Genomic DNA, 19,311 nt, shown 5'->3' on the forward strand with positions numbered 1-19,311 from the left:
CGGTGCGGGCCGTTGTCGGGGTATAACGGGCCATGAAGCGACCCGGGTTCCCGATGAAGCAGACCTTAGTTTCAATTGCACATATTTTCAGCATCGCCGCAGCCGCGCTGATCGCCGCCGCCAATCACGCGCCAGCGCATGCGCAGTCCGCCGATCTGGTGCTGTGCGACCGGCTCGCCGCCGATCCTGCCGATCCGGACAAGCCCGCCGATGTGAAGGGCGTTGCCAGCGTCGCGGCGGCCGATGTCGCGACCGCGATCAAATTCTGCAAGCAGGCCTCCGGCACGCGGCGCGCGATGTATCAGCTTGGCCGCGCCTACGCGGCGAACAACCAGAGCGGTGAGGCGATCGGCGCGTGGCGCAAGGCCGCCGACAAGGGCAGCACGTCGGCGATGGTCGAGCTCGGCGTCGCCTATGCGACAGGGGCGGGCATCGCGAAAGACGAAGCCGCGGCAGCCAAGCTGTTCGAGCGAGCCGCGCAGGGCGGCAATCCACGCGGTGTCAGCAATCTGGCTGCACTGTCGGGCAAGGGCGGTGCTGCACCTGCCGATGCGGCCCGCTCGCGCAGCCTGCTGGCGAAAGCGGCGGAGACCAACGCGGAGGCGCAGTTTCAACTGGGACTGATGTTGCAGGATGGCGTCGGCGGTCCGAAGGATGACGCGGGCGCGCGCACCCTGTTCGAGAAGGCGGCGGCACAGGATCATCCCGGCGCGCTGGAGCGGATGGGTGCATTCGCGAAGGAAGGCCGCGGCGGTCCGCAGGATTCGAGCGCAGCGAAAACCTACTACGAGAAATCCGCAGCGCTCGGCAACGAGGACGCCAAGGCCGCGCTCAAGCGTGCGCAATGTCCCTACGTGCTCAAGGACAAGTCCGGCAAGGTTGTCACCAATCTGTGCTTCTGACGATCTGCAGACGCGCGTTAGCGCTCGCCCGCTCTTTGCTCGCGAACGACGTGCGCGCTGATCGCGGTCTCGGTTGCGTGCGGACGCTGCGTCTTTCCCGCATACGGATTGAAGTTAAAAATCTCCAGGCTGCGCAGATGCGTCGATGCCCGCGAGACGAAAACCGGCGTATCGCCGGAGATCGCCCGAAGGGTCTGGTGCCCGCAGCCCGTGCAGGCGTAGGTGAATTCCAGCTTGGTCATCGCCCAGCGTACGTCCATCACCTCCATGAGGTGACGCCGGCATTCCGGGCACACGATCACGGCCGGCTTGGCATCCCGGAGCGGCACGTTTTCGAGCATCTGGACTCTCCTTCCTGACCGAAGGACGGCGGATATAGACGTCTGAAAGCCCTTGCGAAATCGCAAGCACCGGCGACGGCCTCAGTTTACCGCCATGCAGGGGGTAACTCCCGGGAACTGTTGCGATATGCACAGGAAAGGTGGGTCTGCTAGAGTGGTTCGGTCGGCATTGTCCACAGGGAGCGGGGATGCGAACCATGAAATTTCTTGTCGTATGTCTCGCGGCGACGGTCGCCGTTCTGGTCGATGCGGACTCATCGCCCGTGGCTGCGCAAACCTTCCAGAGCTTCACGTGCGCCGACGGCGCGAGTTTCACGGCGGCCTTCCTCAAGTACGATCCGAAACAGGTCCATCTGCAACTCGACGGCAAAGCTGTCGCGCTCAGGAAGCGCTTCACGCTGACGGGTTCGCGCTACACCGGACGCGGCGTCACGCTGACGATGAACAAGTCCGGCACCATCCTGCGTCACGGCAAGCGCGGGCCGACCCGATGCACCGCGCAGTGATGACGAGGACTATTTGACCGCCGCGATGCAATCGATCTCGATGTCGAAATGTCCCGGCCATGCGGGCACGCAGACGAAAATACGGGCAGGCGGATTGTCCGGAAAGTATCTGGCGTAGATTGCGTTGACTGCCGCGAACTTCTCGACCGACGTGCAATAGACGTTGCACTTGAGAACGTTATCCAGCGACGACCCTGCCGTCTCGACACACAGCTTCAGTTGATCCAGCACGAGTTCCGTCTGGCGCTCGATCGGTGCATCGACGACGTCGCCCGTGGCCGGATCGAATGGCGGAAAGCCGGAGACGTAAATCGTGTCGCCGTGCCGCGTTACGGCGGAAGTCGGCGCTTTCCATCGCTCCAGATATGTGGAGAGCGGTTCGACGCGAATGATCTCACGAGGCATGAGCGAAGCTCCAGTCATAATTCGATCTGAACAGCATACGACGAAGAGCAGCCAAATCATTTCGACGCCGGTCGAACCATCTGCGGCGTCGCGTCCGCGATCGCAAGACCGCCCCTGTGACAAACTCTGGCCTCAATATCTCGCCACGCTTCAACTGCGCCGCAGGGTGGGGACTCGTCGGCGCGACATGGGGTGTTTGCGTAAAAATCTGAATCAACAAGGCCTTGACCGGCCATCGATGACTCATGGGTTCAACAAGCCTGGGGAGGCGACATGAAATCAGCGAGGGAAACCGCCGCGCGCAGTCTTGCGCATCTGGGAATTATTGCGGCCTTTGCTGTCATCGCCATCGTGGTTTTCTTGCGCTGAGCAGCGCGATCCCAGCAGCGATCACAGGCCCAGGAACTTGAATGGCTCCGCCACTATGAACTCTTTGCTGGTTTCGCCAGCAAACACATTTGTTTGGTTCGGCCCCAGATCGAGTCTCTTGACCTTGCCGGTTTCCGTGGAGAAGTCGATTGTCTTGAGATCGACCCAAAACGTATTCGGCGTCAATGCCGACTCGAAGAAGTATAGCTTGCGCTTGTGGTCAGCGACCGTGCGCCAGCGGGTCGAGGAGATGTTGGGCTGGTCGGGGGTCGTAATGCCGAACGGGACCGAAGTATTGCGGATCACGCTGAATACACTGGCCAGTGCCACAACCGGGTCTTCACTCTTCGGGATGGCATTCACGTAGAACGAGGCGCGGGCAAAGCGGTCGGAGGCACGGTTCGTCCCCGGCAGAAACACGGTGCCACCAATCTCCTTCCAGTAGGCATTTAGCGCAAGCTGTTGGTCGAATGTCGGTGAATTGGTCATCACCTGATATTCGCGGCCATGATGGATGACCTGCTTGCCGCCGATATATTCGATGATGGCGCTGTCCCCGCTCGCGTCCGATAACGAAAGATGCAGCGTCGCAAGCCGATCCTGTCCGGGGACCGTGTCAGTCACGATTGTAAATGGCTCCTGCCGCAGCGTTTCGACGGCTTCCGCGACGGTCGCGAAATTGTCGAGCGCATACTGCGCCCAGGCGGCGATAGTGAGACCGGGCTTGGTCTGGTCGAACTTCGGATATTGCGACTCCACGAGCCACAACACGTTTGCCATCAGGCCTCTTTCGTTCATGCCGTCAGTGGTCGAAATCTCATAGCCTGATGCAATGACGCTGCCGTACTTTGACGTCCACTTGATTGAATTGGGACCGGCTTCGCCGCTGCGTTTCATGCCGCGCGGAAATATCCAGAGATTGGTCTGAACATCGACCTTCCAGTCCATCGAACGCGCCGTGATGACGTCGTCACCATGGCCAAGATAAACCAGCCGTGTGCAGGCATTGGCGACGGAAGAGACTCCGAAGACTGCAGCGATCAGTGCCGCGGTGGCATCACGCCACAAGGATGATTTTCGGGCCATCATCAAATCCTCCGGATTTTAGTTCGGACCAAGGTCGTCACGGCGAACAATAAGCACGCACTATCATTTCGCAATATCCGGCGACCGGAGTGAGATGTGCTCAATTCGGTCTTGTCTCGTGCCTTAACTTCGATAGGCTTGTGAATTCTCAATCCGGGGCAGGCCCATGACCGACCGAATTCTCGTTCTCTACGGGTCTTACCGTTCTGACCGGATGGGCATTCGCCTTGCGAATTTCATCGTCAAAAGCCTGCGTGAGCGCGGCGCCGACGTCGAACTGATCGATGCCAAGGCCGTCGGCCTGCCGATGCTGGACCGGATGCGCAAGGAATATCCGAAGGGTGAAGTGCCTGCGGCACTGGAGGAGCTTGGACAGAAGATCATCGCCGCCGACGGCTTCGTGTTCGTCACCGGCGAATACAACTGGGGACTTCAGCCGGGCCTGAAGAATCTCACCGATCATTTTCTGGAGGAATGGTTCTGGCGGCCTGCCGCCATTGCCAGCTATTCAGCCGGACGGTTCTCCGGCGCGCGAGCTGCGCTGGCGTGGCACGGCACGCTGTCGGAGATGGGCATGGTGGTGACCTCTTCTACCATCGCGGTCGGGCCGATCGGACAATCGCTGTCTGAGACAGGCGAGCCGACAGGGCCGGGCGGCGAGGCGCTCAAAAAATCCTTCCCGCGTTTCGCCGATGACCTGATGTGGTGGGTCGAGGCCGCCAAGACCCAGCGCGCGAAGAAAGCGCCACCGTATTAGGGCGCGGAGGCGGGATCTAACCCATCGAAGGAGTCATCCGCCATGCATATCATTCGAAAACTTCGTGAGTCAGGCGACGCCACCGTGGCTGACTACGAAAAGATTCTCGCCGCAAATGTTGTTTTTCACAGCCCGGTGTTGATACGGACCATTGAAGGTCGTGAGGTCCTTGCAAAGATCTTCGCGACTTCCACCACGCTACGAGAAGGTGCCTATACAGGTGAGTGGAAGCTGGACGACCGAAGAACCTTGCTGAGATGGAAGGGTAAAATTCAGGGTCACGAGCTGGAAAGCTTCGATCTTATCGAAGAAAACGACGAAGGACTCATCGTTGATCGCACCATAGCTTTTCGTCCGATGCCCGCAGCGAAACTTTTCCGGGATGCCATGCGAACCGCTATGGGAGGCTCTATTCCGGACGATTTCTGGGAATATACAAGCTAGAATTTAGTGGACGGCGATGTCGTTCGCTGGGATGTCGGTCGTTTTCAGAGTGAAGCCGAGCTTCCGCGAGCCGTGCCGACAGAACGAGTCCCAGTTTAAGGCTTGGGGTCGCGCGCGATCAGCAGAAACGCCGAGAGTGATGCGCCGATGCAAAGCATCGCGGCGCAAACGCTCGCGATCCCAAACGCGGTGGGGAGCGAGGATCCCATCGTAGCCAGGACTCCGCCGATCAGCGCTGTTGTCACAAGGCCGCCGGTGCGTGCCACCGCGCTGTTGAGTCCGGACGCTGCGCCGACATGATGCTCGTCCACTGACATCAGGACCGCAGTCGTCAACGGGGCAACGGCGCCTGCCATGCCGAGCGCGATGACAATCATTGCCGGCAGCACATCGCGCCAGTAGCTCTGCGCTGCGCCGATCCGCATCGCGAGCAGAAAGCCTAGCGCGACGACAAGAGGTCCGATGATCAACGGCCATCGCGGACCGGTTCTGGCCGCGAATGCGCCCGCGAGCGGCGAGGCCACGGCAATCACCAGAGGCAACGGCAGCAGTGCCGCACCGGCCTGCGTTGCGGAATAGCCGCCGGCCGTGATGAGCACGAACGGCACCAGCACGAACAGACCGCCGAGCGCGCCGTAGAGCAGGAACGTCAGCAGCGTGAGGCCGACGAAGCTCGGCGAGCCGAACAGCACCAGCGGCATCATCGCCCTGTCGCCGCGGCGATGTTCCGCCCACACGAACGCGATCAGGAATACCCAGCCCGCCGCCATCAGCGCCACGGCGAATAGCGACCAGCCATGCGCCGAGCCTTCGGTCAGCCCCCAGGTGGTGAGTCCGAGCCCGAGGGTGGCGAGCAGCGCGCCGGCGCTGTCGAGCGCCTCCGTTTGCTCTTCGCGGTCGATGGGCACGGAAACAGTGGCCAGCCAGATGGCGGCGAACGCCAGCGGCAGGTTGACCAGAAACGCAAAACGCCAGCTCCCGATATCGATCAGCCATCCGCCGAGCACGGGACCGACCGCCCCCGCGGCCGCCCCCGTCGCGGCCCAGATGCCGATGGCGCGCCCTTTGGCTTCGCCGGAAAATGTTTGTCCGAGGATCGCGAGGCTGTTCGGCATCAGCATCGCGGCACTCGCACCCTGGATGAAGCGCGCGGCGAGCAGCCATCCTAGCGTCGGGGCCAATGCACATGCCAGCGAAGCAATTGCGAACAGCGCGACGCCTGCGATCAAGAGCCGCCTGCGGCCATAACGGTCTCCCGCCGCGCCGCCGAGCAGCAACAGTGCGCTGAGCGGCAGGAGATAAGCGTTGACCACCCACTGCAACTGGCTCGAGTCGGCGCGGAAGTCAGCCCCGATCGCGGGCAGTCCGACATTGACCACCGAGCCGTCGATGAAGGCGAGGCTCGACGCCAAAATCGTTGTTGCAATGACGAGGTTCGGACGATCCGCATGATCGATGCATGCCTGCGCCTGGGCGCTGGCGACATCACAGGAAGAATGGAGAGCGTTACTCATCCCGGCCTTTTACGGCAAACGGTATCATTTAACGACCTCGAAACGATCAGGTCGTATGATCGGCTGTTTTTTGAAAGTCATTTTCCCGTCTGCTTTAGCTCAGGATTTGCTGTGCACAATCATTTCATTCAGGAACTGCAGGCCGCCATCGGCAACAGATCGGCCGATCGCCGGGTCACTACGTTGCGGAAGGTGACGGATCTCTTCCTCGATCAGGGAAGCCGCCTCGGTCTGGCGCAGATCGAAATCTTCGACAGTCTGCTTCTTGGTTTTATCGGCGATTGCGACGTCGACGTGCTTGTGGAGCTCAGCCGGAAACTCGCGCCCGTGCCGTTCGCGCCGGTCTCTGTTGTGCGCAAGCTGGCAAGCGATCTCAACGTCACCGTCGCGAGTCCGGTGCTGACGCAGTCGCCCGTGCTGTCCGGCGATGACCTCCTTGAGATCGCGACATCGCGCGGGCAGGGACATCTGCTAGCCATCTCCGGCCGCGCAAAAATCGACACCGCGTTGACACAGGCCCTGATCGATCTCGGTGACAGGGATGTGCTGCGCCGTGTGGCGGGCAACGCGGGCGCGGCGATCTCGCGCGCGGGATTGTTACGGCTTGTTGCAGCCTCCAAGGGCGATCCACTGCTGGCGGAGAAAACCGGGCTGCGCGCCGATCTGCCGGTCCGGCTGCTGCATGAACTGCTGGACAATTGCGCAGGCGCCGTGCACGCGCGGCTCATGGCCAAGGCGCCGACCTCGCTGCGAGGTGAAATTCAAAGCCGTGTCGAGACCATCGCACTGGAATCGAAACGCCAGGCGGAACGTCCGCGCGATCTTCGTTCCGCGCTGGCGCTTGTCGAGCGGCTGGTGGAGAACCGTCAGTTGACGGAAGACAAATTGCTCGAGTTCGCCAAGGACCGGCAGTATGAGACGATTATCGCGGCGCTCGCCGCGATGACAGGCGCGCCGATCCCACTGATCCAGCCATTGATGAGGATTCATCGCCACGACGGATTGATGACGGCGTGCCGCGCCGCCGATCTCTCATGGGAGACGGCAAAGGCGGTGATCCTCAGCCGCCTGTTGTCACTGCCTGCGGCCGAGATCGAGCAGCTCCGCAAGACCTACGAGGAGATTTCGTTCTCCTCAGCCAAACGCGCGCTCTATATCTGGCAGGAGCAGACCATGAAGCCGCGGCGTGCCGGGTAGGGGCCGCTGTACTGAGGGTGAGTGATAGATAAATTCTGGGTCCCCGCTTTCGCGGGGACGAGCGGAGGTGAAAGCGATCCGCCTAGCGCTCGCCCACCGCAGCACCGTCACTGGACCGTTGCTCCCTGGGGTCCGGTCCGCTCAGCCACAATGGCACGTAAGGCTTTTGTCTCGGGGCAGCCTTGTCGATGATGACAGTCATCATGGTCAGCTGCGTGTGGATCAGGGTCGTGTCGTCGGTTTCGGATGCAGCCTTGATCAGCGTACGCAGATGTTTGAAGGCTTGAGCTGACTCCATCGTGGTCTCCCCTGTGCGTTCGGTCCGAATGACTTAACTCCAAGGACTTTCAACAATCTTCTCCGGCGTAGGGCGGCTTCGCTGGCCGATCCGCTCCAGCGCACGTACGACCTGATCGTCGTCCAGCACGGATCGCAGGCTGCTGATCGTTGCCTCGCGGTCCTGCGAACTGGACCCGATGTCACGGCCGAGAATGCGGCGCGCCTTCTGAACAGCCGCAATGACAACTTCCTGATCGTCCATTGTCGTGAACTCCGCTGTCCCCAGCAGCTTACCGTCCGGATGATAAGGTTCAACCGGAACGTCGACAGTTTGGTTCCCCGCAAATCGATTTCAGGACGGCATGAGGTATCCGCCATCCGGGTGATGCCAGTCTGATTGGAGCCGCAGAAATGGGTTCATGGGCGGCCACCGTCCATGTAGGCTGGGTTCCACATCGTGATCTCTTTCCCAGGTTTTTATCGCCCGTCTCAATGGATTAAAGAACCAAGGAGGCCAGACATGAGCAACACCCAAGCGCGCAGTGACATGAAGCTGGAGGTTGTTGTCATCCCCGTGTCGGATGTCGATCGCGCCAAAAGCTTTTATGGCGGATTGGGATGGAGGCTGGACGCCGACTTCGCCGCCGGCGACGAATGGCGCGTGATCCAGTTCACGCCGCCCGGCTCGGAGTGCTCGGTCATCTTTGGAAAAAACGTGACTGCGGCGGCTCCCGGCTCCGCGCAGGGGCTGTACCTGATCGTGTCCGATATCGAGGTCGCCCGCAACGACCTGCTCGGCCGCGGTGTCAAGGTCGGCGAGATCTTTCACGGCGTCGGCGACAGGCATTCCGGCACGGACGAGCCTTTCCTGTCCGGGAGCCACCGGGTCAGCGGCCCGGCGCCCAATCGTGGCAGCTATGGCTCGTACGCCTCGTTCAACGATCCCGACGGCAATGGCTGGCTTTTCCAGGAGATCACCACGCGGTTGCCCGGGCGGGTCGAAGCGGGGGACACGGTCTTCAAGTCATCGACCGAACTTGCGGCAGCATTGACGCGTGCGGCGATCGCGCACGGCGAGCACGAGAAGCAGACCGGCGGCAAACACGACGATAACTGGCCGCAGTGGTACGCCGACTACATGGTGGCGGAGCAGGCAGGGGCGCCCTTGCCGGCATAAGCGCAGGAAGCTCTGGCGTTCTTGCGGGATGTTAGCAGTAGCGCAGCCGGGCAGGGCGGAGTAGATAGCCGAGCCATGGATAAGGCACGACCGGGCCGTATGGCGATGCCATGCGGCGGGTAGGCTTGTTGCCGGATTGAAGCAATGAAAGGACAAGAGACATGATTGAAACGGTTGGCATTATCGGCGCCGGCACCATGGGGAACGGCATCGCGCAGATCAGCGCGGCTGCGGGGCTCCAGGTGGTGATGGTGGACATTTCCGACGCAGCCGTTTCGCGCGGTGTTGCCACCATCAGCGGCAGCCTCGATCGGCTGGTCAAGAAAGAGAAGATGACCGCGGCCGACCGCGACGCCGTGCTGGGGCGGATCAACGCGACCACCGACAAATCGAAACTGTCCTCCTGCGATCTCGTGATCGAAGCCGCCACCGAGAACGAGGAATTGAAGATCAAGATCCTCAAGGATCTCTGCGCCAACCTGCAACCGCGCGCGCTGGTCGCCACCAACACCTCGTCGATCTCGGTCACCCGTCTTGCGGCAGCGACCGATCGTCCGGATCGCTTCATCGGCATGCACTTCTTCAACCCCGTGCCGGTGATGCAACTTCTCGAACTGATCCGTGGCTTGCAGACCTCCGACGACACACACGCCAAGGCGCTCGCGTTCGCCCAGCGCATCGGCAAGGTGGCGGTCACCGCCAAGAACAGCCCGGGCTTCGCGGTTAACCGCATCCTGTGCCCGATGATCAACGAGGCGGTGTTCGCATTGCAGGAAGGCATCGCATCGGCAGAAGAGATCGACGCCGGCATGAAGCTCGGCTGCAATCATCCGATCGGCCCGCTGGCGCTGGCCGACATGATCGGCCTCGACACCATGCTGTCGGTGATGGAGGTGTTCTACACCGGCTTCAACGATCCGAAGTACCGGCCCGCGCCGCTCTTGAAGGAAATGGTCGACGCCGGTCATCTCGGCCGCAAGACCGGCCAGGGATTCTACAGCTACGCCAAGGCGTGAGCAGGTCTTGGCCTTTTCGTCTGACTCACTGCTCGGCCGGTTAACGGCAGCGCCGGTCCGGCCGGGCGAGTTGGTGTGGATTGGTCTGCGTCCCGCGCGCCGCGCGGGCATGGTCACACCCGCATCGGCCAGGCTTGTCGCCCAGCGCGGCATCGAAGGTGACCGCTACAAAACCAGCAGCAACGGCGCTCGGCAGGTAACGCTGATTGCTGCGGAGGACATCGCCGCCATCGCGGCGTTCCTTGGCCGCGATGCTGTCGCGCCAGACCTGCTGCGCCGGAATTTCGTGACGCGCGGTATCAACGTCGCGGCGCTGAAGGGCATGCGTTTTCGTATCGGCCACGCTGTCCTCGAAGGATCGGGTGACTGCGCGCCATGTAGCTGGATGGAGGAGGCGCTCGGTACCGGGGGCTATAATGCGACGCGCGGGCACGGCGGCATCACGGCGCGCATCATTGAGGGCGGCGACGTTCGCCTCGGCGACGCGATCACGCGCCTCGACCCGCCTTAAGGCCGCATGAAGGCGAAGTCCGCATCGGGGTCGCAATTGTCAGCAAGGAAGTGCAGTTCCGACTGCACGTCCGACACGCTCCGCGTTTCGAGATACTTGCCGACCACGAGACCGAGCAGCGCGCGGCACAGGCCGTCGCTGTCGAGGTTCGCGGCTTTCGCCTCGGCCAGCGCCGCCGCGAAATGACGGCTTGCGATTTCAGATGCGGACATGCGTGTCTCCTGTCGCGGTGATACCGGTTTCAGCACGGGAAACTAGACGGCGCCTTGACCCGGATCAAACGGGAAGTGCGCTCGCGCTGTTTGAAACAGCCTGCAGGAAGATTTTGTCCCGGCACATTTTTCTCAGGTTGCCGTGGCGGAATCTTTGCTGCGCCGACATGTGCGAGCTTCTTTTGAATGAAGCTTTTTCCGATAGGCGAGTCTTTTCGGTTACCGGCTCCGGCGGGCGGCGGCGCGGACGGGATATCGTTGCCTGTCTGTTTGGATAGTTCGCAGACGGGCGATCTGATGTAATCTCCATACGGCTCACAGGCTTGGCGCAGGAGGCCGATATGGTGCTTATCAGGTTGCTGGCTGTATCCATTGTCGTGACGTTCTTCACCGGCGCGCCGGATACGGCCCGCGCCGCCGATGCATGGGGCTGCAATTACGACAAGTGCGTTGCCTATTGCACCAAGGTGGGCGGGAAGAACTGCACGATCTATTGCGAGCGTCGGCTCCAGGACAAGCGCCGGGACCAGGTCTGCAAATAGCGCGGGCTCTGCAAATAGCAGGGGTGTGCGTTGCGCCGGTTGCCTGCGTTGGTTCGGCGGCCTAGATCAGCCGCATGACCGAGCAGACAGTTCCCGCCATTCATACCTTCCATCCCGACCTGACCGAAGAGAAGATCGCGCAGCTTGTCGAGACGTTCTACGGCCGCGCCCGTACCGATGACCTGATCGGGCCGATCTTCAATGCGCAGGTAAAGGACTGGAACCATCACATTGCGCAGATCAGCCATTTCTGGTCGTCGATGCTGCTCAAGACCGGCCGCTATGAGGGCCGCCCGATGCGTCCGCATTTGATGCTGCCGATTCGGGGTGAACACTTCGACCGCTGGCTTGCGCTGTTCGAGACCACCGCGCGCGAAATCTTCGAGAGCGATGTGGCCGAGGCCTTCATCGTCCGCGCCCGCCGCATCGCCGACAGCTTCGAGATGGGCATTGCGACCACGCGCGGCGAGATCGCAGTGCCAAGGCATAGCGTGTAATCGAGGTTTGCCGGCTTGCAGAAGCCCGCAAACTGGTGGGCGCGTACCAATCTTTTCCGTGACCAGCACGCGTGCGGCGATTTGTGTGCTCGCAAGCTACGGTTACGATTTCGTTGGTTTAAAGCAAAGGGGAGCTGACTGTTCGTCAACTCCCCCGGATCGTCTCGCAGGGCGCACGCCTTAGTCGATAACTTCAATCCCCGCGGCGGTGACCATCTTGCGATGGATGTCGAGCTGCCGCTTCACCAGGGCGCCGAGTTCTTCCGGGGTTGACGGCGACAGCGAGAAATCCTGTTCGGCCATGCGCTGTTTCACGGCAGGATCGGACATCGCTTCCTTGAATGCGGTATTCAGCACCGTCACAATCTCGCGCGGCATGTTCGGCGGGCCGAACAACGCTGCCCAGGGCTCGATCTTGAAATCGGGAAAGCCGGCTTCCGCGATGGTGGGCACATCCGGCGCGGCCGGACTGCGCTTGTCGAGGATGGTCGCGAGCGCCAGTATCTTTCCGTCCTTGACCTGGGGAAGACCTGTGCCCGAGGTTGCGACCATGGTCTGGATGCGGTTGGTGATCAGGTCGGTGATGGCGGGCGGTTCGCCCTTGTAGGGAACGGGCGTCACGTCGAGACTGTTTGCCGCGACAATGGACGCAAAGGCCAGACGGCCGGTGATGTTGCCGGAACCGTAGGCGAGCTTGCCGGGGTTGGCCTTGGCATAGGCAATCAGCTCCTTCAGGCTTTTGACCGGAACGTCCTTGCTCACATAGAGGAAGAAGTTGTAGCGGCCGATATCGGTGATCGGCGTGAAATCGGTGGTGACATCGTAAGGCGGCGTCTTGCGCGTCGCCGGAACACCGGACATTGCGCTGTTGGTGGCGAGCAGGATGGTATAACCGTCCGCCGCGCTCCGCTTCAGTTCGGTCGCCGCGATCGCGCCGTCCGCGCCGGGCTTGTTGTCGATGATGAACTGCTGGCCCAGCTTTTTCGAAATGGCCTCGCCAAGGGTGCGCGCAATCACGTCAGTGGAAGAACCGGCCGGGAAGTGGACGATCAGCCGGATCGGGCGCGTGGGAAAGTCGGCGGCTGTGGCCTGGCCGATGCCCAAAACCATGGAAATCGCGATCAAAATCTTCCGCAAAACGGTCTCCTCCGCAGGGTTTTCTGTGACTTTTACAGTCACATAGGAGGTGGACCGTCCGATGAGTCAAATGATATATATCGGACAAATTAATCGATGGCATCGATGAATGATTGAGCTTCGGCATCTGCGATATTTTCTGGAGGTTGCGCGGTACGAACACGTCTCGCGCGCGGCCGATGCGCTGCATGTCACGCAGTCCACGCTGTCGCATCAGATCAATCAGCTTGAGACGGTGCTGGGAATCCAGCTCTTCGATCGTATCGGGCGCGGGATTCAACTGACCGACGCCGGGCGCACGTTCTCCGACTATGCGCGGCGCGCGCTGGAAGAGGTGGACGAGGGACGGTTCGCGCTCGACGGCTTGCGTGACCTCGTGCGCGGACGGGTCCGCATCGGTGTGATCCACACCTACAACACCACTCTGCTTCCCGCCGTGATCTCGGAATTTGCGCAGGCCTATCCCGGGATTCGGATTTCTGTCGAGGATTTGCCCGCGCCGGACATCGCGGCGCAGGTTGCGAGCGGCGCGCTGCATCTGGGGCTTTCATTCGTGACGCCGGGGCACACGGATGTTGCTGCGGAGCCGCTGTTCTCCGAGAGGCTGATGCTCGTGGTCCGGGACGATCATCCGCTGGCGCCGCAAAAATCGGTCAGCGCGCGCATGCTGACAGGTCTGCGTCTTGCGGTGCAGACCGAACGGTTTCTGTCGCGGCGTATCATCGACTCCCGGCTCGGTGCATGGGTCGAGGGGAACGTCTGGCTGGAGATGAGTTCGATCGATGCGATCCTTGAGACGCTCCGTTTTCAAGGTCAGACCGCCGCGATCCTGTTCGAGCGCGCCATTCGCGAGGAGAGCGGCCTGCGGCAGATCGAGATCGTCCAGCCCGGCGTGACGAGGACCGCCGCCATCATCTGGCGCAGCGGCCGCGCGCGCAGCCGCGCGGCAACCGAGATCGCGGCAGCCGTCCGGCGGCACTGCAAGGCCGCCGGATTATCAGTGAAACGGGCAGGGCGGCGCTAGCTACTCGACCTTGATGTCGGCGGCGGTGATGACCTGCTTCCAGCGCGCGATCTCTTCGCCGACGAACGCCTTGAACTCCTCAGACGTGGTGCCCATGGCGACGATGCCCTGCTGCTCGAGCTTCTTCTTCAACTCGGGATCGGCGAGGGCCTTCTTCGCCTCAAGCGACATGCGGTCGACGATCTCCTTCGGCACGCCCGCCGGCGCTATGATGCCGGCCCAGGTGCCGGAGGCGAAATCCTTCACGCCTTGCTCGATCAGCGTCGGCGTATCGCCGGCCGCCGGCACGCGCTCCTTCGCGGCGACGCCGAGCGCCTTGGCGTTGCCCGCGCGCACCTGCTCTATCAGGGGACCGATGATGTCGAACATCACGTTGATCTGGCCGCCGACCAGATCCTGCAGCGCGCCTGCGGTGCCCTTGTAGGGTACGTGCTGGAGATTGATGCCCTCGCGGCTCTTGAGCATCTCCATGGTCAGGTGCGCCGCGGAGCCGATGCCGCTGGAGGCGAAATTGAGCTGGCCCGGCTTCGCCTTCGCCAGCGCGATGAATTCCTGCATGTTCTTCGCGGGCAGCGACGGCGTCGCGACAATGATCAGCGGCGCGACGCTCATCAGCGAGACGTAGGTGAAATCCTTTTCCGTGTTGTAGGGCAGGTTGGCCTTGAGCGACGGATTGACCGAATGCGCCGCGATCACGGTGCCGAAGGTGTAGCCGTCGGGCGCGGCCTTGGCGACGGTATCGGTGCCGATGGCGGCGTTGGCGCCGGGCTTGTTCTCGATCACGATGCTCTGTCCGAGCGAGGCGGCAACCTTCTCCGAGACAAGGCGCGCCATCATGTCGGTGTAGCCGCCGGGCGTATAAGGCACGACCATGCGGATCGGCCGGTTCGGCCAGCCCTGGGTTTGGGCCGATGCGCTGCTGGCGGAGGCGGAGATGACGACAAGCGCACCCAGCGCGCGGACGAGGGACTTCATTCAGCGTTTCCTTTCCATATCCGCGATGTCCGGCCGGTGAGCCAGCCGCGGCTTTTGTTATCCGCGAATGCTACACAGGCCGGAAAGGATTGGAAAGGCGCGCGGAAAAGCGGGAAGATCAAGCGGGTGATGCGACAGGTTGTAAAAAAGTGCGAGCAATTCCCCGCTCCGCTCATCCCCGCGAATGCGGGGATCCAGAGGCGACAGTGCATGAGCTTTTTCGTTTATATGCTGGCGAGCCAGCGCAACGGCACGCTCTATGTCGGCATGACTGACGATTTGCTGCGCCGTATCTGGCAGCATCGGACGAACGCGGCGCCGGCTTCACGTCCCGCTATGAGGTGAAGATGCTGGTCTGGTACGAGGTACATGAGAGCCGTGAATCGGCGTTTATACGAGAGCGGCAATTAAAGAAATGGAATCGCGGCTGGAAGCTGAGATTGATCGAAGCGGGCAATCCGGGATGGCGTGATTTGTGGTCTGATCTCTCATCGTGATCTAAAAACTGGGTCCCCGCCTTCGCGGGGACGAGCGGAACCCGGTATCTGCCGCGACGGGACGTGGCGGAGTCGTCAGAGCGGCGAGGCGAGCGGTATACGCGCGACGGTCTGCGTTGCCACTTGCGTGTGTGCACCCATGTACAGGATCGCGGACCCTGTGAGGATCATGATCGCGATCACCAACGCCAGACACACCTGCGTTTCGTGTTTCTCGTCATCGAGATGAAGCCGCATGGCGCGTTCTCCGCTCGCCTCAGGAAACAACAATACCCCCGGGGCCGAAGCGTTCCAGCAGCAGGGCTGACGCATCCGCAGATGTTTATGTGCGGTGCGGGAATTGCTGCGGGGCCGCACGATACGGCATGAAGCGCGGGCACACTACGGACTCTGCGTGGGGGACAGCGCGACCCCGGAATCCGCTTCGCCTCATCCGTGTCAGGCGCGCGATCTGCCGCGCTTCACGATATCGCCGGTGAGTTTATCGATGTTCGGTGCGGAGTCGCCCCGCCACCGTTCGACGAACCAGAACGCCCAGATCGTGGCGAACGCGAGAATGAAGATGGCTGCGCACGACAGGGCTGCTTGAAGGGCTGTGGACATGGCGTCCTCCGGATCACTGCGAGCGTTGCAGGATTGAAGGCTAGACCGCTGCGCGCTTCCCCGAATTGATCTGGCGCAAACCGGAGATAGGACGTTACGGCTTGCCGCCGGCCTCGACGCGGTCGAGGCAGCGATAATAGGCGTTCTGCATTTCCCAGAACGACGATCCCACACCATGGCATGCGGCCTTGGCGCGCGGCGAGGCATTGCGCGTGAACGAGATCTGCTGCCATCCCCACAGCAGCGATGCGGTGATGATGAACGCGATCGCGCCGTAATGCAGGGTCCGCTTCATCCCTAAAGTCTAGCGCCGGATGGTTTCCGGTCAATGAACCGGGCAGCCGGAGCCGCCGTTACCTGCGCGGCGTGAGGTCGATGGAGCGCACGAGGATGCGGGTGGGACCCGCTTCCAGATGGCCGTCGCTGTGTTTCTGCGCGGCGCATGTGGTGATGCGGTTCTGCAGGCGCGCGAACTGATCGCCGCGCTGGCTTTCGCGGACGTTGCGCGCCTTTTCCGCATCGTCCATCGCGGAGTCCGAGACGCCGCACTGAATCTCGGTTGCGCCGTCGGCCATGACGAACAGGAACGTGCCGGTCTGGTAATCGTGACCCTGGGCGCGAAGGAAGGTGAGTGACATGGGGTGGTCCTTTCAGGCATGAGATGCCGGTGCCCGAAAGGAGCATAGCGCAGTTAGATCGCGCAAAGCGGAGTATCTTTCTCCGGATGTCCATTGAATGGTTCCGGAGGACGCTTTGGAGACGGGCCTTGGCGGAATCGGGCGAGGCGCGCGAGGACACCGCCACACCAGAATGCGCGTGCCGTTCAGCGCCAGCCGAGCGCGGGCGCGACATGCTTCAGGATCGATTCAATGACATTGGCATTGTAATCGACGCCGAGCTGGTTCGGCACCGTCAGCAGCAGCGTATCGGCCTCGGCGATGCCTTCGTCCGCCTTCAACTGCTCGATCAGCTTGTCCGGCTCTGCGGTATAGCCGCGCCCGAAGATCGCCTGCATGTCGGCCTCGATGAAGCCGATCTGGTCGCCGGCATCGCTACCGTTTCCGAAATAGTCGCGGTCGCGATCATTCATCAGCGCGAAGATGCTGCGGCTGACAGACACGCGCGGCGTGCGGGTGTGGCCCGCCTCCTTGTACGCCTCGCGATAGAGACGGATCTGCTTGGCTTGCTGCACATGGAACGGCTCGTTGGTCTCGTTCTTCTTCAATGTCGAGCTTTGAAGATTCATACCGAGCTTGCCAGCCCACTGCGCGGTCGCGTTCGAGGCCGCGCCCCACCAGATGCGGTCGCGCAGACCTTCCGAATGCGGCTCGATCCGCAGGAGGCCGGGCGGATTGGGAAACATCGGGCGCGGATTGGGCTGCGCGAAGCCTTTGCCTTTCAGCATGTCGTAGAACACTTCGCCGTGGCGTCGGCCCATGTCGGCGTCGGTTTCGCCCTCGGCTGGCTGATAGCCGAAATAGCGCCAGCCATCGATCACCTGCTCGGGCGAACCGCGGCTGATCCCCAGTTGCAGGCGTCCGCCCGCGATAAGATCGGCCGCGCTCGCGTCCTCCACCATGTAGAGCGGGTTCTCGTAGCGCATGTCGATCACGGCGGTGCCGATCTCGATGGTGCTGGTCTTCGCGCCGACGGCGGCGAGCAGCGGAAAAGGCGAGGCGAGCTGTCGCGCGAAATGATGCACGCGGAAATACGCGCCGTCCGCGCCAAGCTCTTCTGCGGCGACCGCAAGATCGATGGATTGCAGCAGCGTGTCAGCGGCCGAGCGTGTCTGCGAATGCGGCGACGGCGACCAGTGGCCGAAGGAGAGAAAGCCGATTTTTTTCATGAAGGAGGAAGGCTCGTGCGAGTGCGATACGAGCTAGATGGGGATGGTGGGGGTGGGAGGCAAGGCTGCCAGCAGATGTGCATAGCGTTGACTAAGTGTCCGCTACACCGGCCCTACAGGACAATCGCTCGGTCTTGAAGAATTCCAGACTTCAACTAGCGCATCTTTATTTTTAAGCCACCAACTGAAAATAAGATGGTCGTATCGCTCTAACCCGCGAACGCCTTGCAACCTCACGCAATCGGTTATCGTAAAACTGGCATCTTCGCCTTGATATGATACGTGGAAATGAGGTGGCAGATGTTCGTCCGCCCAAATCTTGATCCTAAGACCGTCGACTCTTGCGACAATGTGTAGTTGTGCATTCTTAAATTCTTCGGACGGCGGCCTGTAGTCATTCCAGAATATTTCTTCGCTGAGATCATCATGAAGCTCGCCGTCGATTTTAATTTCAATGCGAGTCATTTGAGCTAACGCATTTCTAGATGCTAACTAACTCAGCGAGCTTAGCTGCGACATTCGTCATCGGATTGTCTGCAGTAGTCAGACCGCTTCGCGAGCCAAGCATGGGACTAACGTCGCGGAGAGCTTCGTATGTCGTGCCGTGCACAATTGGAACGAGTAGATCACGCGCGAGAAGTACCGATAGTTCTTTATCTGCGATGCCCTCTCCCTTAAGGCGGCGCAGCAGTGCGGGAGTTACCAGCACGATCCCGACACGCGACTTCGCTAGTCCCTTATCGATTTCGCGGAGCAGTGATGTGCCGAGGACGACATCCTTTTCACTGAACCAAACAGTAACACCGCGTGCCTCAAGCAGATCATGGAGTTCTTTGGCAGCGCCGTCTCGGTCGTCCCATGCATGGCAAAGAAAAACGTCCCGAAGGTCAGGCTGGGGTGGTCTCTTTTCAACGCTCTCGCGAAACGGCGTAAGTGTCGTTATCTCGGCAGGTGTGTAGATTATAGATGAACCAGGTCGCGACCAGCGCGGCCTTGTACGGCCGGAAGACCCACCACCGCTGCTTCCCGACGAGGAATAAGACGGGGAAGAGTAAGACGGAGACGAATACGATCCGTAGCTGCTGTAACTACTGTAACGGCCGCCATAGCGGCTGCTTCCACGGCATGCAGGGCAATTAGCGGCTGCACTTGATGAGCGATGACCCTCGACTGGTGCTGTGCATCTTGCCATGAGGATTCCTGATGGGTTTGCTAAAGCAAAGCTGATCCTACTTAATCTTCGCGACGAACACCTTTGAATGGCTTGCCGTCAGACTTCACGTCCATAAACTTTCCGGTGTCCGCGTCTCGTTTGACCCACGTTTCGGTCTTCGTGTTGTAGGTTTGCGAACGGTCTTTCACCGCGCCGTTGCGATGACCGTCGCCTTTTGGAGGGTTAGTCGCCATTACGATTCTCCTTCGATAATTCTAGATTGTTCATCGTTTGTTCTATTATGTCAAGGGCGGCGAAAAT

The 19,311-nt window shown here is 61.2% G+C and carries 29 protein-coding genes; 12 read left to right on the top strand and 17 right to left on the bottom strand.

Annotation, left to right across the window (positions count from 1 at the left end; translation table 11 throughout):
• Positions 1-53: 53 nt before the first annotated feature.
• The gene (locus tag HMPREF9695_RS08100; protein WP_085947367.1) at positions 54-902 is read left to right on the top strand and encodes a tetratricopeptide repeat protein; all 849 of its coding nucleotides are present in this window, start codon (positions 54-56) and stop codon (positions 900-902) included.
• Between the two features lie 17 nt (positions 903-919).
• Here HMPREF9695_RS08100 and HMPREF9695_RS08105 read toward each other — a convergent pair whose 3' ends face one another.
• Positions 920-1,243 carry a hypothetical protein gene (locus tag HMPREF9695_RS08105; protein WP_006020348.1) on the bottom strand — a complete coding sequence of 108 codons (324 nt, stop codon included), beginning with the start codon at positions 1,241-1,243 and terminating at the stop codon, positions 920-922.
• A gap of 197 nt (positions 1,244-1,440) precedes the next feature.
• On the opposite strand from HMPREF9695_RS08105, the gene HMPREF9695_RS08110 reads away from it, so the two are divergent.
• Positions 1,441-1,749, top strand: coding sequence for an MliC family protein (locus HMPREF9695_RS08110; RefSeq protein WP_041712011.1), 309 nt, complete (start codon positions 1,441-1,443; stop codon positions 1,747-1,749).
• A 9-nt stretch (positions 1,750-1,758) separates the two neighbouring features.
• Here HMPREF9695_RS08110 and HMPREF9695_RS08115 read toward each other — a convergent pair whose 3' ends face one another.
• Positions 1,759-2,154, bottom strand: a complete 396-nt coding sequence (locus HMPREF9695_RS08115; protein ID WP_006020350.1) for a RidA family protein — start codon at positions 2,152-2,154, stop codon at positions 1,759-1,761.
• A gap of 390 nt (positions 2,155-2,544) precedes the next feature.
• Positions 2,545-3,612, bottom strand: coding sequence for a linear amide C-N hydrolase (locus tag HMPREF9695_RS08120; protein WP_006020352.1), 1,068 nt, complete (start codon positions 3,610-3,612; stop codon positions 2,545-2,547).
• Between the two features lie 163 nt (positions 3,613-3,775).
• On the opposite strand from HMPREF9695_RS08120, the gene HMPREF9695_RS08125 reads away from it, so the two are divergent.
• Positions 3,776-4,366 carry an NADPH-dependent FMN reductase gene (locus HMPREF9695_RS08125; RefSeq protein ID WP_006020353.1) on the top strand — a complete coding sequence of 197 codons (591 nt, stop codon included), beginning with the start codon at positions 3,776-3,778 and terminating at the stop codon, positions 4,364-4,366.
• 42 nt (positions 4,367-4,408) lie between these two features.
• Entirely contained in the window at positions 4,409-4,810 is a 402-nt protein-coding gene (locus HMPREF9695_RS08130; protein WP_006020354.1) for a hypothetical protein, read from the top strand.
• 95 nt (positions 4,811-4,905) lie between these two features.
• Here HMPREF9695_RS08130 and HMPREF9695_RS08135 read toward each other — a convergent pair whose 3' ends face one another.
• A complete protein-coding gene (locus tag HMPREF9695_RS08135; protein ID WP_006020355.1) occupies positions 4,906-6,324 on the bottom strand; it encodes an MFS transporter in 1,419 nt (472 codons plus the stop codon).
• A gap of 111 nt (positions 6,325-6,435) precedes the next feature.
• Here HMPREF9695_RS08135 and HMPREF9695_RS08140 point away from each other — a divergent pair, with 111 nt between their 5' ends.
• Positions 6,436-7,521 carry a DUF2336 domain-containing protein gene (locus HMPREF9695_RS08140; RefSeq protein ID WP_006020356.1) on the top strand — a complete coding sequence of 362 codons (1,086 nt, stop codon included), beginning with the start codon at positions 6,436-6,438 and terminating at the stop codon, positions 7,519-7,521.
• 82 nt (positions 7,522-7,603) lie between these two features.
• Here HMPREF9695_RS08140 and HMPREF9695_RS08145 read toward each other — a convergent pair whose 3' ends face one another.
• Complete coding sequence (locus tag HMPREF9695_RS08145) at positions 7,604-7,819, bottom strand: hypothetical protein (protein ID WP_006020357.1); 216 nt, start codon at positions 7,817-7,819, stop codon at positions 7,604-7,606.
• A 33-nt stretch (positions 7,820-7,852) separates the two neighbouring features.
• Positions 7,853-8,062 (bottom strand): hypothetical protein, encoded by a 210-nt coding sequence (locus HMPREF9695_RS08150; protein ID WP_006020358.1) that lies wholly within the window; start codon positions 8,060-8,062, stop codon positions 7,853-7,855.
• Between the two features lie 258 nt (positions 8,063-8,320).
• Between HMPREF9695_RS08150 and HMPREF9695_RS08155 the strand changes: the two genes are divergently transcribed.
• From HMPREF9695_RS08155 to HMPREF9695_RS08165, 3 genes are all read left to right on the top strand, one after another.
• The gene (locus HMPREF9695_RS08155) at positions 8,321-8,977 is read left to right on the top strand and encodes a VOC family protein (protein WP_006020359.1); all 657 of its coding nucleotides are present in this window, start codon (positions 8,321-8,323) and stop codon (positions 8,975-8,977) included.
• A 161-nt stretch (positions 8,978-9,138) separates the two neighbouring features.
• Positions 9,139-9,993 (top strand): 3-hydroxybutyryl-CoA dehydrogenase, encoded by an 855-nt coding sequence (locus HMPREF9695_RS08160; protein ID WP_006020360.1) that lies wholly within the window; start codon positions 9,139-9,141, stop codon positions 9,991-9,993.
• A gap of 7 nt (positions 9,994-10,000) precedes the next feature.
• Positions 10,001-10,504 (top strand): MOSC domain-containing protein, encoded by a 504-nt coding sequence (locus HMPREF9695_RS08165; RefSeq protein WP_006020361.1) that lies wholly within the window; start codon positions 10,001-10,003, stop codon positions 10,502-10,504.
• Here HMPREF9695_RS08165 and HMPREF9695_RS08170 read toward each other — a convergent pair.
• Complete coding sequence (locus HMPREF9695_RS08170) at positions 10,501-10,716, bottom strand: hypothetical protein (protein ID WP_006020362.1); 216 nt, start codon at positions 10,714-10,716, stop codon at positions 10,501-10,503. The genes HMPREF9695_RS08165 and HMPREF9695_RS08170 overlap by 4 nt on opposite strands.
• Before the next feature lie 341 nt (positions 10,717-11,057).
• Between HMPREF9695_RS08170 and HMPREF9695_RS08175 the strand changes: the two genes are divergently transcribed.
• Positions 11,058-11,258 (top strand): hypothetical protein, encoded by a 201-nt coding sequence (locus HMPREF9695_RS08175; protein WP_006020363.1) that lies wholly within the window; start codon positions 11,058-11,060, stop codon positions 11,256-11,258.
• Positions 11,259-11,332: 74 nt separating this feature from the next.
• Positions 11,333-11,755, top strand: a complete 423-nt coding sequence (locus HMPREF9695_RS08180) for a group III truncated hemoglobin (protein WP_006020364.1) — start codon at positions 11,333-11,335, stop codon at positions 11,753-11,755.
• Between the two features lie 180 nt (positions 11,756-11,935).
• Here the strand turns inward: HMPREF9695_RS08180 and HMPREF9695_RS08185 are convergent, their stop codons facing one another.
• Positions 11,936-12,892: a Bug family tripartite tricarboxylate transporter substrate binding protein gene (locus tag HMPREF9695_RS08185; protein WP_006020365.1), complete on the bottom strand. Its 957-nt coding sequence runs from the start codon at positions 12,890-12,892 to the stop codon at positions 11,936-11,938.
• Positions 12,893-13,001: 109 nt separating this feature from the next.
• Between HMPREF9695_RS08185 and HMPREF9695_RS08190 the strand changes: the two genes are divergently transcribed.
• Positions 13,002-13,916, top strand: coding sequence for a LysR substrate-binding domain-containing protein (locus tag HMPREF9695_RS08190; RefSeq protein WP_006020366.1), 915 nt, complete (start codon positions 13,002-13,004; stop codon positions 13,914-13,916).
• Here HMPREF9695_RS08190 and HMPREF9695_RS08195 read toward each other — a convergent pair whose 3' ends face one another.
• A complete protein-coding gene (locus HMPREF9695_RS08195; protein ID WP_006020367.1) occupies positions 13,917-14,891 on the bottom strand; it encodes a tripartite tricarboxylate transporter substrate binding protein in 975 nt (324 codons plus the stop codon).
• Between the two features lie 210 nt (positions 14,892-15,101).
• On the opposite strand from HMPREF9695_RS08195, the gene HMPREF9695_RS27145 reads away from it, so the two are divergent.
• Entirely contained in the window at positions 15,102-15,236 is a 135-nt protein-coding gene (locus HMPREF9695_RS27145) for a GIY-YIG nuclease family protein (protein ID WP_006020368.1), read from the top strand.
• Positions 15,237-15,463: 227 nt separating this feature from the next.
• Here the strand turns inward: HMPREF9695_RS27145 and HMPREF9695_RS26605 are convergent, their stop codons facing one another.
• From HMPREF9695_RS26605 to HMPREF9695_RS26615, 8 genes are all read right to left on the bottom strand, one after another.
• Entirely contained in the window at positions 15,464-15,625 is a 162-nt protein-coding gene (locus HMPREF9695_RS26605) for a hypothetical protein (protein ID WP_006020369.1), read from the bottom strand.
• 201 nt (positions 15,626-15,826) lie between these two features.
• Complete coding sequence (locus HMPREF9695_RS26610) at positions 15,827-15,991, bottom strand: hypothetical protein (RefSeq protein WP_006020370.1); 165 nt, start codon at positions 15,989-15,991, stop codon at positions 15,827-15,829.
• 94 nt (positions 15,992-16,085) lie between these two features.
• Positions 16,086-16,286, bottom strand: a complete 201-nt coding sequence (locus HMPREF9695_RS08205; protein ID WP_006020371.1) for a hypothetical protein — start codon at positions 16,284-16,286, stop codon at positions 16,086-16,088.
• Positions 16,287-16,344: 58 nt separating this feature from the next.
• On the bottom strand, positions 16,345-16,629 hold the full coding sequence (locus HMPREF9695_RS08210) for a DUF1488 family protein (RefSeq protein ID WP_006020372.1): 285 nt from the start codon (positions 16,627-16,629) through the stop codon (positions 16,345-16,347).
• A gap of 185 nt (positions 16,630-16,814) precedes the next feature.
• A complete protein-coding gene (locus tag HMPREF9695_RS08215) occupies positions 16,815-17,837 on the bottom strand; it encodes an LLM class flavin-dependent oxidoreductase (RefSeq protein ID WP_006020373.1) in 1,023 nt (340 codons plus the stop codon).
• Positions 17,838-17,939: 102 nt separating this feature from the next.
• A complete protein-coding gene (locus HMPREF9695_RS25690; RefSeq protein WP_083875169.1) occupies positions 17,940-18,302 on the bottom strand; it encodes a DUF4160 domain-containing protein in 363 nt (120 codons plus the stop codon).
• Positions 18,303-18,318: 16 nt separating this feature from the next.
• On the bottom strand, positions 18,319-19,029 hold the full coding sequence (locus HMPREF9695_RS25695; RefSeq protein WP_006020374.1) for a toll/interleukin-1 receptor domain-containing protein: 711 nt from the start codon (positions 19,027-19,029) through the stop codon (positions 18,319-18,321).
• Positions 19,030-19,070: 41 nt separating this feature from the next.
• A complete protein-coding gene (locus tag HMPREF9695_RS26615; RefSeq protein ID WP_006020375.1) occupies positions 19,071-19,244 on the bottom strand; it encodes a hypothetical protein in 174 nt (57 codons plus the stop codon).
• Positions 19,245-19,311 lie beyond the last annotated feature (67 nt).

The sequence above is a fragment of the Afipia broomeae ATCC 49717 genome, from assembly GCF_000314675.2.
GTDB lineage: Bacteria > Pseudomonadota > Alphaproteobacteria > Rhizobiales > Xanthobacteraceae > Afipia > Afipia broomeae.